Source organism: Pseudonocardia sp. ICBG1142 (genome assembly GCF_020496255.1).
Taxonomy (GTDB): Bacteria; Actinomycetota; Actinomycetes; order Mycobacteriales; family Pseudonocardiaceae; genus Pseudonocardia.
In genome coordinates this window covers 1091775-1106440 of sequence record NZ_JAHLJC010000030.1, presented here as the reverse complement: position 1 = coordinate 1106440, position 14666 = coordinate 1091775, and the positions used below count along the sequence as shown (strand labels likewise).

Genomic DNA, 14666 nt, shown 5'->3' with positions numbered 1-14666 from the left:
ACCCGATCGGGGTGACCACGCTGCGCGCGGGCCCCGGTGGGCGGAGCATCGGGTCGTGGTTCGTCGTTACCACGGGGTAGCCGGTACTCAAGGTACACGGTACTATGGGTTTCGTGAAGGCCGGACGGGACAAGCGCGACAGCCGATGGGACGCCCACCGCGAGCAGCGGCGGGCCGCACTCGTGGGCTCTGCGATCGGTGCCATCCGCCGGCACGGCGCCGGCATCGGGATGGACGAGATCGCCGCGTCCGCCGCCACCAGCAAGACCGTGATCTACCGGCACTTCGGCGACCGGACCGGCCTCTACACCGCGATCTGCGAGTCGGTGGCCGGGGTCCTGCTCGCCGAGGTCCGCCGGGCCACCGCCGCGGCCCTGGCCGACTCCGGCCGTGGGCCGCGCGCCGCCGTCGCCGCCGGCATCGACGCCTACCTGAGACTCATCGAGATCGACCCGGAGCTGTACCGGTTCGTGGTACAGCGCCCGCTGCTCACCCAGGGAACCGCACGCCGCAGCCCCGCCACCGACGGCGGGCACGACCCGGTCAACGACCTCGTGACCGTGATCGGGGACGAGGTGGCCGCGGTCATCGCCGGCAACCTCGGCGACCCGGCCCCCGGGGAGACCGACCGGCGGGCCGCGGCCCGCATCTGGGGCCACGCGATCGTCGGACTGGTGCGCGGCGCCGCCGACGACTGGCTCGCCCGCCCCGACGGCACCCCGCGCGAGCAGCTCGCCACCCATCTCACCGACCTGGCCTGGTCCGGACTCTCCGGCCTGGCATCGCACGTGCAGGAGGTTCACCCGTGAACGCCCAGACCAGCACCCTGCCCACGCCCGACCGGATCCCCGCGGAGACCCTCCGCACGGTCGTCGACGGACGGTGGGCGCACGTCCGGCAGCAGACCCGCGAGCAGCTCGCGGCCAACGCCGACATGCGCGCGGACCCCGACCTGTCCTCGGCCGACTACCGCGGGCGCATCACCGACTCGCTCAAGTTCCTGACCTCCTCCGGCCGCCCACACACCGGCTTCGACCCGTCCGTCGGCGGCGAGGGCGACGTCGGCGGCGTGGTCACCGCGTTCGCCATGCTCGCCTACGGCGACCTGTCGCTGCTGGTCAAGGCCGGTGTCCAGTGGGGACTGTTCGGCGGCGCGGTCCAGGTGCTCGGCACCGAGCGCCACCACGAGCAGTACCTCCGCAAGATCATCGACGGGGAGCTGCTCGGCTGCTTCGCGATGACCGAGTCCGGCCACGGCTCGGACGTGCAGCACCTGCACACCACGGCCACCTACGACGCCGCGGCGGGCGAGTTCGTCGTCCACACCCCGTACCCGCAGGCACGCAAGGAGTACATCGGCAACGCCGCGCGCGACGGCCGGATGGCCGTGGTGTTCGCCCAGCTGGTCACCGGCGACGAGAAGCCCGGCGTGCACGCCTTCCTCGTGCCGCTGCGCGACTCCGACGGCAACGCCCTGCCCGGCGTGACCATCGGCGACGACGGGCGCAAGGCCGGCCTGAACGGCGTCGACAACGGGCGGCTGACCTTCGACCACGTGCGCATCCCGCGCGAGAACCTGCTCAACCGCTTCGCCGACGTCGCCCCGGACGGGACGTACTCGTCGTCGATCGAGAACGAGACCGCCCGCTTCTTCACCATGCTCGGCACGCTGGTCCGCGGCCGGATCTCGGTCGCCGGCGGTGCCGGCGGGGCCGCGCAGAAGGCACTCGCCCTGGCCGTGCGCTTCGGCGAGCGCCGCCGCCAGTTCGCCGACCCGGCGACCGGCGAGGAGATCGCCGTCCTCGACTACCTGGCCCACCAACAGAAGCTGCTGCCCGCGCTGGCGACCACGTACGCGCTGCACTTCACCCAGGACGACCTGGTGAAGCGGATGCACGACATCCAGGCGCCCGGCGCGGGCCCGGTCGGTGCGCGCGAGCAGCGCACCCTGGAGCAGTCCGCGGCGGGCATCAAGGCGATCGCCACCTGGCACGCCACGCACACCATCCAGACCTGCCGCGAGGCCTGCGGCGGCGCGGGCTACCTGGAGGAGAACCTGCTGCCCGCACTCAAGGCGGACACCGACGTGTTCACCACCTTCGAGGGCGACAACACGGTCCTGCTGCAGCTGCTGGCCAAGGAGCTGCTGTCGGACTACGGCCGCACGATCAAGAAGGGCAACCCGCTCGAGATCGCGCCGCTGCTCGGGCGTCAGCTCGCCGGGGTGCTCGCCGAGCGGACCGGCGCCGCGTCGCTGACCCGGCGGATCCCGTTCCGCGGGATCGACCTGACCGACCGCAGGCGCCGCCGGGAGCTGCTGGAGATCCGCCGCGCGGACACCCTGGCCGCCGCGATCCGCAACCTCGCCCCCGCGATGCGCAAGGGCAACGACGAGTTCACCGTCTTCAACTCCGCGCAGGACCTGCTGCTCGTCGCCGCGCGGGCGCACGTGGACACCCTCGTCGAGCGCTCGTTCTCCGACAAGCTCGCCACGATCGACGACCCGGCGGTGCGGGCACTGCTGGAGCGGGTCTACGACCTGCACGTGCTGAGCGTGATCGACCGCGAGCGCGCCTGGTACCTGGAGACCGGGCGGCTCACCGTCGCCGAGTCGCGCTCGATCCGGCCGCTGGTCAACGGCCTGTGCCGGGAGCTGCGGCCGTACGCCCGCACGCTGGTCGACGGCTTCGGCATCCCGGACGAGTGGCTGGCCTGCCCGATGCTGGACGACGAGGCCTGGACCCCGGCCCCCGGGCGACCGGCCGAGCCGCTGACCGAGCAGGTCGAGGCGGGCTGACCCGCCCCCGACCCGACACGACGACGGCCGGCCCCGGTGACCCGGGGCCGGCCGTCCGTCGTCGAGCCCGGGTCAGGCCGCGAGGCCCAGGGCGTCGAGGACCGCGCCGAGGGTCGACGACAGGTCGGCGACGGTGCTGTCGACGACCTCGGCGATCGGGGTGATCTCCGCCGCGCTGGCGGTGCCGGTGAGACCCAGCATCAGCAGCGGGGCGGCGACGGCAGCAGCGGCCAGACCTGCGATACGACGCTTGTCCATGGTGGTTCCTTCCTTCGGGGGGCTTTCGTACGGACCGACAGTGAAAGACCGGTGCACCCGATTTCCAGGTTCGGGCGGTACCTGTAACTGACCGCTTACATCGATGCGTTTGCCGTCATCTGTCGGACACACTCGGCGAGACCATGATCACGTCGATTTCTGGACATCTCATATCCAGGATGTGTAGTGTCCAGATCATGCGGATGGGACAGGGCGTCGAATGGGCACTGCACTGCTGCCTGAACCTGGCCTGGGTCGGTGACGCGGTGCCCGGCGCCCGGCTCGCCGGGTTCTACGACCTGCCGGCCGCGTACCTGAACAAGCAGCTGCAGACGCTGGTCCGGGCCGGGATCTGCGAGTCCGTCCCGGGTCCGCGCGGCGGCTTCCGGCTCGCCCGACCGACGGAGCAGGTGTCGCTGCTCGACGTCGTCGTCGCGGTCGAGGGACCGGAGGACGCGTTCCGCTGCACCTCGATCCTCGGAGCGGCACCGGGCGGCGACCCGTCGCTCGACTACTCCGGCCACTGCGCGATCTCACTGTCCATGCGCTCGGCCGAGCTGGCCTGGCGCCGGGAGCTGGCCGGCCGCTCGCTCGCCGACGTCGCCGCGGACGTCGTCCGCACCGCCCCGGAGGCGCCGCAGCGCGTCCGGGCCGCACTCGCACCGTGACCGCACCGGCCACGGCCACCACCCACCCGGAGGAGAACCTCATGGAACCGCGCATCACCCGGCCCTACCGCCACGTCCCGGACGGCTACCGCGCGCTGCTCGCGCTGGAGTCCTCCACCCGCGACGACACCGTCCTCCCCCGCGCCCTGCAGGAGCTCGTGCGGCTGCGCGCCTCACAGGTCAACGGCTGCGGGTTCTGCGTGGACATGCACTCCCACGACGCGCTCGACGCCGGGGAGAGCGTGGAGCGCCTGCTCTCCGTCGCCGCCTGGCGGGAGGCCCCGTGGTTCAGCAGGGCCGAGCGCGCCGCGCTCGCCCTGACCGAGGAGCTCACCCGGCTCGCCGACCGCCCCGACGCGGTGCCGGACCCGGTGTGGGACGAGGCCGCCGCCGTCTTCGACGAGAAGGCCCTGACCCAGCTGGTCCTCTCCGTCGCGACCATCAACGCCTGGAACCGGATCAGCGTCGCCACCCGGCAGGTGGCGGGGAGCCACCGCCGCGCCGCGGCCGCGGCGCGGCCCTGACCTTTCCCGCGCATCCGCGGACCGGCTGGTCGTCACGTCCCACGGCGGGGCAGCATCGTTTCCCTGCCCCGCCTCCGTGGGTAATCTGGCCCGTTCCGCCGTCGTTGTGTTCCAGATGAGGTGCCCGTGTCCCCCACCCCGGTCAACAGCGCCCCGATCCACCCCCCGGTCGACACCGAGGAGTCCGATCTGCGCGTCTCGGAGCGGAAGACCTCCGCCGCCGGGGCGAAGGCCGTTGCCATCTCCATGAAGCGCTCCCTCGCCGAACAGGGCGTGGTGAAGTCCGCCAAGAACCTGCTCACGATGAACCAGGTCGACGGCTTCGACTGCATGAGCTGCGCCTGGCCGGACCCGGCACCCGGCGAGCGGCACACCGCCGAGTTCTGCGAGAACGGCGCGAAGGCCGTGGCCTGGGAGGGCGACAACCGTCGCGTCACCCCGGAGTTCTTCGCCGAGCACTCCATCGCCGACCTGCGGGAGCGCAGCGCGCACTGGCTGGAGAGCCAGGGCAGGCTGACCCATCCGATGGTCCGCCGGGCCGGCGGCACGCACTACGAGCCCATCTCGTGGGACGACGCGTTCGACCTGGTGGGGACGCACCTGCGCGGCCTGTCGAGCCCGGACGAGGCGCTGTTCTACACCTCCGGCCGGGCCTCGAACGAGGCCGCGTTCGTCTACCAGCTCTTCGCCCGTGCCTACGGCACGAACAACCTGCCCGACTGCTCGAACATGTGCCACGAGTCGACCTCGGTCGGGCTGGCCGAGGCGATCGGCATCGGGAAGGGCTCGGTCTCGCTGCAGGACCTGCACGACGCCGACCTGATCGTCATCTCCGGGCAGAACCCGGGCACCAACCACCCGCGCATGCTCTCGGCGCTGGAGATCGCCAAGAAGAACGGCGCGCGGATCCTCGCCGTCAACCCGCTGCCCGAGGCCGGGCTGTTCAAGTTCGACAACCCGCAGACCGTGCGGGGCATGAGCGGCATCGGCACCCACCTGGCCGACGAGTTCCTGCAGATCCGCTCAGGTGGCGACCTCGCGCTGTGGCAGGCGTTCGGACACCTACTGCTCGCCGCCGAGGACCGCAACCCGGGCAGCGTGCTGGACCGCGACTTCATCGAGCGCCACACCCACGGCTTCGAGGCCTACGCCGCGCACGTGAAGGACCTGGACCGCGACGCCGTCGTCGCCGCGACCGGGCTCACCTGGGGCGAGATCGAGAAGGCCGCGGAGATGCTCGCGACCTCGAAGCGGATCGTGAACTGCTGGGCCATGGGCATCACCCAGCACCGCAACGCCGTGGCCACCATCAAGGAGTTGGTGAACGTCGCCCTGCTCCAGGGCATGATCGGCAAGCCGGGCGCGGGCCTGTGCCCGGTCCGCGGCCACTCCAACGTGCAGGGCGACCGCACGATGGGCATCTGGGAGCGGGTCGCGGACAGCTTCCTCGACGCGATCCGCGACGAGTTCGGCTTCGAGCCGCCCCGCGAGCACGGCTACGACTCGGTCGCCGCGGTGCAGGCGATGGCGGACGGGCGGGCGAGCGTCTTCGTCGGGCTGGGCGGCAACTTCTCCCAGGCGATGTCGGACACCGGCGTCACCGAGCCCGCGCTGGAGCGCTGCGCGCTGACCGTGCAGATCTCCACCAAGCTGAACCGGTCGCACGTCGTCGCCGGGACCGACGCGCTGATCCTGCCCACCCTCGGCCGCACCGAGAAGGACCTGACCGGCGGCCGGGCGCAGCGGGTCACCGTCGAGGACTCGATGTCGGCGGTGCACGCCTCGCACGGCCGCTCGGAGCCGGCCGGTGAGCTGCTGCGGTCCGAGGTCGACATCCTGTGCGGGATCGCGCGGGCCACCCTCGGCGCGGACCACCTCGTCCCGTGGGCCGACTTCGCCGCCGACTACGACCGCATCCGCGACCGGATCGGCCGGGTCGTCCCGGGCTGCGAGGCCTACACCGAGAAGGTCGCCCGCTCCGGCGGGTTCACCCTCCCCCACCCGCCCCGGGACAGCCGCACCTTCCCGACGGCGTCGGGCAAGGCGGAGTTCACCGTCAGCCCGCTGGAGGTGGTGACCCTGCCCGAGGGCCGCCTGGTCCTGCAGAGCCTGCGCAGCCACGACCAGTTCAACACCACGATCTACGGCCTGGACGACCGCTACCGCGGCATCCACTCCGGTCGTCGGGTCGTGTTCATCTCCGACGCCGACCTGCGTGAGCTGGGCTTCGCCGACGGCGACCGGGTGAACCTGGTCAGCGAGTGGACCGACGGCAGCGAGCGGCGCGCGGACGACTTCCGGCTGGTGTCCTACTCGACGCCGAAGGGCTGCATCGCCGCGTACTACCCGGAGACGAACCCGCTGATCCCGCTGGAGTCCTACGCGGAGTCGTCGCGGTGCCCGACGTCGAAGTGGGTCCAGGTCCGGCTGGAGCCCGCCACCCGGTGATCGACGTGTGAGCGCGCTCACCCGCCCGGTGACCCCCGGGCGGAATCGGCGTCACCCCTCGTGAGGTTGCACCGTGCGGCCACACGAGGGGGGACACACCGGTGACCACAACCGCAGTCACGGCGCCGAGCCGGTTACGGATCGCGCTGATCCTGGGTGCGTTGATCGCACTCGGCCCGCTCACGATCGACACCTACCTGCCAGCACTGCCCGACGTCGGGCGCGACCTCGTCGCGTCCGAGCCGGTCGTGCAGCTGACGCTGACCGGCACGCTCGCCGGTCTGGCGCTCGGCCAGCTGGTGATCGGCCCGCTGTCCGACGCCTACGGCCGCCGCAGGCTCCTGCTCGCCGGCACCGCCGTGCACGTGCTGGCCTCGGCGCTGGTCGCCGTCGCCCCGAGCATCGAGGTGCTGGCGGTGCTGCGGGTCCTGCAGGGCGTCGGCGCCTCGGCGGGCGCGGTGATCGGCCTCGCCGTGGTGCGCGACCTGTTCACCGGCCGGGCCGCGGCGACCATGCTCTCGCGGCTGATCCTGGTGATGGGCGCCTTCCCGGTGCTCGCCCCGACCCTCGGCGCTGCCCTGCTCAACTGGGTCTCCTGGCGCGGGGTGTTCCTGTTCCTGGCCGGCTACGGCCTGGTCATGCTGGCCGTGGTCACCTCGGGGCTGCCCGAGACCCTCCCCGTCTCCCGACGCCGGTCGGCCCGGTTCGGCGCCACCGTGGCGACCTACGGCGGGCTGCTGCGCGACCGGACCTTCGTCGGGCTGGTGCTCGTCGCGGGGCTCGCGATGGGCGCGCTGTTCAGCTACGTCTCCGGCGCCGCGTACGTCTACCAGCAGCAGTTCGGGATGGACCAGCAGACGTTCGGCATCGCCTTCGGCGCCGGTGCGATCTGGCTGGTCGTCGGCACCCAGCTCAACCCGGTGGTGCTGCGCCGGGTCGAGCCCCGCCGGGTGATGTCGATCGCCGTCGCCGCCGGCGTGCTCGTCGGGCTCGTGCTGGCCGTGCTCACCGCGACCGGCACCGGCGGGCTGCCCGCTGTGCTCGCCGGCGTGTGGGCACTGCTGCTGGCCTGCGGCTTCGTCCTGCCGAACGCGCCCGCGCTGGCACTGGCCCGGCACGGCGAGTCCGCCGGGACGGCGTCGGCACTGCTGGGGTCGCTGCAGTTCGGGATCGGCGCGGCGACGTCCCCGGTCGTCGGGCTGCTCGGCAACGACGCGGCCGCGATGGGCACCGCGATGTTCGGCGCGATCGCGCTCGCCGGGATCGCGCTGGTCGCCGTCGCCCGGCCGTGGACGCTGCCGGACCTGAACGAGGAGCCGGAGCTCGCGACCGCATGACGGCCGGCTCTTGACCTGAAGTCAGCTTCAGATCATAGCGTCCCGCACCATGGACGCGAGCACCTGGACGGCCCTGCGCACCGCGAGCACCGAACCCGGCAGGCGCACCCGCCCTGCGGGGGAGACGGCCCGCCGGATCCTGGACTTCGCCCGGCCGCACCGGCGGCGGATCGCGGCGTTCCTCGCCGTCAGCACCGCCGCCGCCGTGCTGACGGTGGCGGTGCCGCTGCTCGCCGGGCGGGCCACCGACGCGGTGACCCGCGGCGAGCCGCTGTCGGTGCTCGCGCTGCTGGCCGGTCTGATGGCGGCCGTCGCGCTGGTCGAGGCGGCGCTGTCGATGCTGACCCGCTGGTACTCGGCGAACCTCGGCGAGAGCCTGATCCACCAGCTGCGGACCACCGTGTTCGACCACGTACAACGGATGCCGGTCGCGTTCTTCACCCGCACCCGCACCGGCGCCCTGGTGTCCCGGCTGAACTCCGACGTCCTCGGGGCGCAGCGGGCGTTCTCCGACACCCTCGCCGGGGTGGTGTCCAACGTCGTCGTGCTGGCGCTGACGCTCGCCGCGATGCTGGTGATCTCCTGGCCGGTGACCCTGCTGGTGACGCTGCTGCTGCCGGCGTTCCTGGTCCCGGCCCGGCTGATGGGACGGCGGCTGGCCGCGCTGGAGCGGGCGGCCGCGGACCACAACGCGGCGATGAGCACCCGGATGACCGAGCGGTTCTCCGCGCCCGGCGCCACCCTGATCACGTTGTTCGGCCGCCCGGAGCAGGAGTCCGCGGAGTTCGCCGAGCGGGCCGACCGGGTCCGCGCGATCGGGGTGCGCTCGGCGATGCTGCAGTGGACGTTCGTGACGGCGCTGACGCTCGCGTCCTCGCTGGCCGTCGCCGTCGTCTACGGCGTCGGGGGCGGGTTCGCGCTGGCCGGGGCGCTGTCCGCGGGGAACGTCGTGGCGCTCGCGCTGCTCCTGACCCGGCTCTACCAGCCGCTGACCGCGCTGGCCGGGGCCCGGATGGAGATCATGGCGGTGCTCGTGAGCTTCGAGCGGGTGCTCGAGGTCCTCGACCTGGAGCCGATGATCACCGACGCGCCGGGCGCGCGCCTGGTGCCCGACGGGCCGGTCGGCGTCGAGTTCGACCGGGTGTCGTTCGCCTACCCGACCGCCGACCAGGTGTCGCTGGCGTCGCTGGAGGAGGTCGCGACGCTCGACACCCGCGGCGGTGAGCAGGTGCTGCACGACGTGTCGTTCACCGCGGCGCCCGGGGCGATGGTGGCGGTCGTCGGTTCGTCGGGGGCCGGGAAGTCCACCGTCGCCCAGCTGCTCGCCCGGCTCTACGACGTCACCTCCGGGGCGGTCCGGATCGGCGGTGTCGACGTGCGGGAGCTGACCGCGGCGTCGGTGCACCGCGCGGTCGGGTTCGTGACCCAGGACGGGCACCTGCTGCACGACACGGTGGCGGCGAACCTGCGGATCGGGGCACCGGAGGCGACGGACGCCGAGCTGTGGGCGGCGCTGCGCCGGGCCCGGCTCGACGGCCTGGTCGCGTCGCTGCCCGACGGGCTCGCGACGGTCGTCGGGGAGCGGGGGTACCGGCTCTCCGGCGGGGAGCGCCAGCGGATGACGATCGCCCGGGTGCTGCTGGCACGCCCGCGGATCGTGGTGCTGGACGAGGCCACGGCGAGCCTGGACACTACGTCGGAGGCCGCGGTGCAGGCGGCGCTGGCCGAGGCGCTGGACGGGCGGACCGCGCTCGTCATCGCGCACCGGCTGTCCACCGTCCGCGACGCCGACGAGATCCTCGTGCTCGAACAGGGCCGGATCGTCGAGCGCGGGGACCACGCCGCGCTGCTGGCCCGGGGCGGGCGCTACGCCGAGCTGTGGTCCGGTGCGGCGCCGGCCGCGGTCTAGCGGAAGTCCTCCGGAGACACCTCGTCGATGAACTCCCGGAACTCCTGCATCTGCTGCTCCGGTGGGGCGTCCGCCGGTCCGGCGGTGGCGGCGCGGGCCTGCGCGGCGGCGCCGGTGGTGTCGTCGCCGTCGGGGGGCAGGACGTCGTCGACGGCCTGGCCGACCTCGTCGAGGACGTGCTCGGCCATCCCGATCGGCAGCCCCTCGCGCACGGCCAGCGCCAACGCGTCCGACGGACGCACCACCAGCCGGGTGTCGCCGTCGAAGACCAGCTCGGCGGTGTAGACGCCGTCGACGAGGTCGGAGATCTCCACCCGTTCCAGGGTGCGCCCGAGCGCCTCGACGACCGGGAGCAGCACGTCCTGGGTGAGGGGGGTGCCCTCGTCGGCCCGCGGGCCGACGGCGATGACCTCGGCCTGCGGCGGCCGCAGGAACACCGGCACGCAGCGGTCGCCGTCGGCCTCGCCGAGCAGCAGCACCGGCTGGCGTGATCTGGCGTGCACGATCAGGCGCAGGACGTGCATCGTCCGGGTCATCTGCCCAGTGTCCCCCGCGACGGGGGGTGACGGAAGTCTCAGAACGAGACGATCCTCAGCCGCGGGCGAGCCAGGGCATCGTCGTCGCGGCGATGGTCAGGAACTGCACGTTCGCCTCCAGGGGGAGCCCGGCCATGGAGACCACGGCGTCGGCGACGTGCCGGACGTCGAAGGTGGGCTCGGGCCGGACCGAGCCGTCGGCCTGCTTCGCGCCGGTGGCGATGCCCGCGGTCATCTCGGTGGCCGCGTTGCCGATGTCGATCTGCCCGCAGGCGATGCCGAACGGACGGCCGTCGAGCGAGAGCGACTTGGTCAGCCCGGTGATCGCGTGCTTGGTGGCGGTGTAGGGCGCGCTGCCCGGCCGGGGGACGTGCGCGGAGATCGAGCCGTTGTTGATGATCCGGCCGCCCTGCGGGTCCTGGCCGCGCATCGCCCCGAACGCCGCCCGGGCGCAGAGGAACGAGCCGGTGAGGTTGACCGCGACGGCCGCGTTCCAGTCGTCGACGGAGATCTCGTCGACGGTGCCGCCCGCGCCGAACGTGCCGGCGTTGTTGACCAGCAGGTCGACCCGACCCCAGCGCTCGTGCACCGCAGCGAACAGGGCCTCGACCGACCGGGGGTCGGTGACGTCGGTGGGGACGACGAGCGTCCCGGCGCGGCCCGCCGCGACCTCGGTCAGTGCCTCGCGCCGACGACCGGCCAGCGCGACCCGCCAGCCGGCGTCGAGCAGACCGCGGGTCACCGCCTTGCCGATGCCCGACCCGGCCCCGGTCACCACCGCCACACCGCTCATGGGCCCACCCTGCCACGGCCCCGGCCGGTGCCCCCGGACGCAGATCGTCACGCGGCCGGCCCGGTCGACGGCACCTCGGGCTCTGCTTCCTGTTCATTGATCATTGTTGATCAGAACGGATGTTTCGCTCTCCGCACCTGCAGTAGCCAGCGGTGCTGGAGTCCTGGTCCGGCAGTCTGGACCGGTGACGATCGCGTTCCTGGATGATCTGTTTCACCTGCGTGTGCGGGGTCCACAGGGAGATGTCGGGGTCTCCGTCTCGATCCAGGATGTTGATCGCGGCAGCATGATCAGCATCCCACACGACCCCGCCCTTATGAGGGCAGTGAAGCCAGTCTCCGGAGCGACGACCGAGGGTCGACGTTCCGGGGATGACTTGCGACGTGTAGGCAGCGTTGACCAGCCGTAACGACGAACCTCGCCGTTCCGACACGTCATGGAGTGCTTGCGCGGTGATACCTTTGGTCCAGGCGGCCAGCCGACGGTTGGTACCAGGGCCTCGATCCCGGTTGTTGATCCGTCGGGTGAGGTCCTCGGCCACGATCACGTTCGCATTGTCAGCGACAGCATTCACTGCGCGATATGTGATATCCCGGACGCGGGTTTTCCAGGCTCGTTCTTGCCGGATTTTCTTGATCGTCCCGAGGTTATGACGGCGAACCCGTAGCGCTTTCGCATGATCACCGCGTAGGTCGGCGGCGTTCGCGATCGAGCGTAGTTTCGCCCGCCGGGCGTTACGCATCTTGAGCTGGTCGGAACGGGCACTCAGTAACGGGCCGAGCCCTTGACCATGGCGGCGGCCATCGGAATCGGTGAGTACTTCAGTGTATCCTTTGTCCACGCCGATGGCGCGATCACCGACGGGCCGGTGACTCGACCGCAATGATTGGTCGTCGATCTGGTAATGGACTTCGACCCGGCCACCGCGCAGGATTAGCCGGAGAGTTTTCTCTGGCGCGATTGTAGTGTTCAGCGGTACCGTGATCGGCGCACAGCCGGAGCCCCCAGGAACCTTGAGCCAAACATTTCCGCCCTCGGCGCGTGTGAACGTGCGAACCTGATCCGAACGGATGATGATTTGGTTTGCAGTATGGTTATGCCCGCGGCGCCAGCACTGCCGCATCCATCGGGACAGCAGCGGATCATCGACCCATTGATCCCGTTTCAATGCTGCGTACAGTCGCTTCCTCTCCTGGGGGGAAGCGGTACGCCGGTGGATCTTCTTCCGTACCTCGACCTTCGCGGCATCACGGTGCGCGCGGATGTCCGCGACCGCGTCCCGTACGGTCTCTTTCCAGGCGTTAGCTGGCACGTCGAATTCCTCAGCAGTGCCATCAGCCATCCATCGATCTCGAATAAACCTATCCGAGAGCCCTACCCCAGCGATCGAACCGAACTGGTTCCATACCATTGACCGCACACGCCCTAGACGCTGTGCCTGTTCAAGCAAGGCAGTGTACTTGCCTGCATTAATCCCTGCGGAGTAAGCAATTCTGGTGACCTTCATCAGGCCCCGCCCTCTATGAGGTCACGGTCTGCTTTAATCTGTTTCTCGTAACGCCGAAGCCCGTACAGACGGCATGAGAACGTATGAACGATCGCCAATAGGTCCTCCACGAGTTCCTGCTGCGGCGACAGAGACTCGGTGTTGGCGACAGTAATCTGACATCCGTTGCGGTCCGCAACATGGGCGATCAAGTCAAACCCGAAACGCGTCAATCGATCCTTATGTGCCACGACAAGACGCTCGACGCCGCCATCAGCGATCCGGTCGATCAGCCGCGTGAACTTCTTGCGTTTGAAGTTCATTCCACCGCCGATCTCAGTGACCCACTCCGTGACTGCAATTCCAGCATTTAAGCAAAACATTTCCATTGCCGCGACTTGCGACGCTAAATCATCTTTCTGTCCCGGTGACGACACTCGGCAATACACGACCGTCACCCGTTCCGCATCTGGTGCCCCCAACTGCAACACCGCCCGCACATCCGACTCGTCGAAGTAGCGCTGCCCGCTCGCCGTCCGCTTGGCCGTGATCCGGCCCTCGTACTCCCACCGACGCACCGTCGACGCGGACCTCCCCACTCGGGAAGCGAACTCGCCGATCCTGTACGTGGTCATAATAGACAAGTATAGAGAGCTCTAGAGAGGAACTCAATCACTAGTCACAGCTCTCCGGCCGTCTCGCGCGCGCACTAGAGAGCCGCAGACGACCCGAGCGCGCGGGCGTACGTAGCGCCCTCTAGCCCCGTCTCGGATCAACCCGAGAGAAGCGCAGACGAGTGCATCGGCCGTCGATCCAACTCTGTACCGCTCTCTTGCCCAGGAACTAGACAGCCCCATACGGCGGCATCGACACGCGCACATGCCACCGCATACCGCTGTCTAGGACGGTCGCGAGAGATCCGGATACGAGACGATCGACTCGATGCACTGCTCCTCTCCTGGCGGCGTCGCCGCAGCGTAGCAGGCCTGTGTCGAACGTGTGTGCGAGGGCCCGGATCAGGCTCGGAAGGCGGCCAGGGCGTCGGCCGTGCCTGCGAGCCCGTGTCGGCGCACCCGTCCGGCGGGTTCCCCGACGACGCGGGCGAAGGCCCGCGCGAACGCCGCCTCGGAGCGGTAGCCGAACCGGTGGGCCGCCTGCGCCACCGTCCCACTCCCCCCTGACAGGAACTCGGCGGCAGCGTGCATCCGCCACCGGGTCACGTAGCTCATCGCGGGCTCGCCGACGAGCTCGGTGAACCGGGCGGAGAACGCCGAGCGCGACATGGCCGCCGTCGCGGCGAGCGCGGCGACGGTCCAGTCCCGCTCCGGCTCGCGATGCACCGCGGCGAGCGCGCGGCCGATCCGGTCGTCGGCGAGCGCCCCGAGCCAGCCGGTGCGGGTGGCCGCGTCGGCCTGCAGCCGGCCGCGCACCGCCTGCAGGACCAGGACGTCGGCCAGCCGGGTGATCACCGCGTCGCTGCCGGGGCCACCGTGCTCGACCTCCGCGGCCAGCAGCCGCAGCGTGTCCTGCACCCGGTCCCCGATCGGCGACGGCTCCACCCGGACGAGGTCGGGCAGGCTCGCGACGAGGTCGCCCGCGGCGGGGTGGGAGAACCGGACCGCGCCGCACACCATCCGGGTCACCGGACCGTCGCCGCCGTGCCGGAGCAGGGCGTAGCGCCCGTCGAGCATCGGGTGCGGGATCGACCGGATGTCCGGAGCGAGCACGCCGGGCGCGCTGCGCAGCGCGTGCCCGGTCCCCCGCGGCACGACGACGAGCTCACCGGGCCGCAGCTCGCGGTCGGTCCCGTCCGCCGCCCCGCGGGCAGCGCCGCCGGCAGCGTCATCCCCCACGGTTCGCCGAGCTCGGAGCGGCAGTAGAAGACGCCGTCCATGCGCAGCACGTGCAGC

Annotated in this window: 13 protein-coding genes; 7 read left to right on the top strand and 6 right to left on the bottom strand. The window is 71.2% G+C overall.

Annotation, left to right across the window (positions count from 1 at the left end; translation table 11 throughout):
* Nucleotides 1–104: 104 nt before the first annotated feature.
* Nucleotides 105–809 carry a TetR family transcriptional regulator gene (locus KPL59_RS19500; protein ID WP_226361618.1) on the top strand — a complete coding sequence of 235 codons (705 nt, stop codon included), beginning with the start codon at nt 105–107 and terminating at the stop codon, nt 807–809.
* Nucleotides 806–2797 (top strand): acyl-CoA dehydrogenase, encoded by a 1992-nt coding sequence (locus tag KPL59_RS19495; RefSeq protein ID WP_226361617.1) that lies wholly within the window; start codon nt 806–808, stop codon nt 2795–2797. Before KPL59_RS19500 ends, KPL59_RS19495 begins: the two co-directional genes overlap by 4 nt.
* 72 nt (nt 2798–2869) lie before the next feature.
* Here KPL59_RS19495 and KPL59_RS19490 read toward each other — a convergent pair whose 3' ends face one another.
* Complete coding sequence (locus tag KPL59_RS19490; RefSeq protein WP_020622302.1) at nt 2870–3055, bottom strand: hypothetical protein; 186 nt, start codon at nt 3053–3055, stop codon at nt 2870–2872.
* 197 nt (nt 3056–3252) lie between these two features.
* On the opposite strand from KPL59_RS19490, the gene KPL59_RS19485 reads away from it, so the two are divergent.
* The 5 genes from KPL59_RS19485 to KPL59_RS19465 all read left to right on the top strand — a co-directional run bounded on the left by KPL59_RS19485 (nt 3253) and on the right by KPL59_RS19465 (nt 9941).
* Nucleotides 3253–3723: an Rrf2 family transcriptional regulator gene (locus KPL59_RS19485; protein WP_226361616.1), complete on the top strand. Its 471-nt coding sequence runs from the start codon at nt 3253–3255 to the stop codon at nt 3721–3723.
* A 41-nt stretch (nt 3724–3764) separates the two neighbouring features.
* On the top strand, nt 3765–4247 hold the full coding sequence (locus KPL59_RS19480; protein WP_226362107.1) for a carboxymuconolactone decarboxylase family protein: 483 nt from the start codon (nt 3765–3767) through the stop codon (nt 4245–4247).
* Nucleotides 4248–4373: 126 nt separating this feature from the next.
* Nucleotides 4374–6695 (top strand): FdhF/YdeP family oxidoreductase, encoded by a 2322-nt coding sequence (locus tag KPL59_RS19475; RefSeq protein WP_020622305.1) that lies wholly within the window; start codon nt 4374–4376, stop codon nt 6693–6695.
* 101 nt (nt 6696–6796) lie between these two features.
* Nucleotides 6797–8032 carry a multidrug effflux MFS transporter gene (locus tag KPL59_RS19470; protein ID WP_226352273.1) on the top strand — a complete coding sequence of 412 codons (1236 nt, stop codon included), beginning with the start codon at nt 6797–6799 and terminating at the stop codon, nt 8030–8032.
* Between the two features lie 49 nt (nt 8033–8081).
* Complete coding sequence (locus tag KPL59_RS19465; protein ID WP_226361615.1) at nt 8082–9941, top strand: ABC transporter ATP-binding protein; 1860 nt, start codon at nt 8082–8084, stop codon at nt 9939–9941.
* Here KPL59_RS19465 and KPL59_RS19460 read toward each other — a convergent pair.
* The 5 genes from KPL59_RS19460 to KPL59_RS19440 all read right to left on the bottom strand — a co-directional run bounded on the left by KPL59_RS19460 (nt 9938) and on the right by KPL59_RS19440 (nt 14609).
* A complete protein-coding gene (locus KPL59_RS19460) occupies nt 9938–10477 on the bottom strand; it encodes a bifunctional nuclease family protein (RefSeq protein ID WP_226361614.1) in 540 nt (179 codons plus the stop codon). The genes KPL59_RS19465 and KPL59_RS19460 overlap by 4 nt on opposite strands.
* 55 nt (nt 10478–10532) lie before the next feature.
* Nucleotides 10533–11270, bottom strand: a complete 738-nt coding sequence (locus tag KPL59_RS19455; protein WP_226361613.1) for an SDR family oxidoreductase — start codon at nt 11268–11270, stop codon at nt 10533–10535.
* A 100-nt stretch (nt 11271–11370) separates the two neighbouring features.
* The gene (locus KPL59_RS19450; RefSeq protein ID WP_226361076.1) at nt 11371–12612 is read right to left on the bottom strand and encodes a zinc ribbon domain-containing protein; all 1242 of its coding nucleotides are present in this window, start codon (nt 12610–12612) and stop codon (nt 11371–11373) included.
* Between the two features lie 164 nt (nt 12613–12776).
* Entirely contained in the window at nt 12777–13394 is a 618-nt protein-coding gene (locus tag KPL59_RS19445) for an IS607 family transposase (RefSeq protein ID WP_226362080.1), read from the bottom strand.
* Between the two features lie 378 nt (nt 13395–13772).
* Entirely contained in the window at nt 13773–14609 is an 837-nt protein-coding gene (locus KPL59_RS19440; protein ID WP_226361612.1) for a cupin domain-containing protein, read from the bottom strand.
* Between the last annotated feature and the right edge of the window lie 57 nt (nt 14610–14666).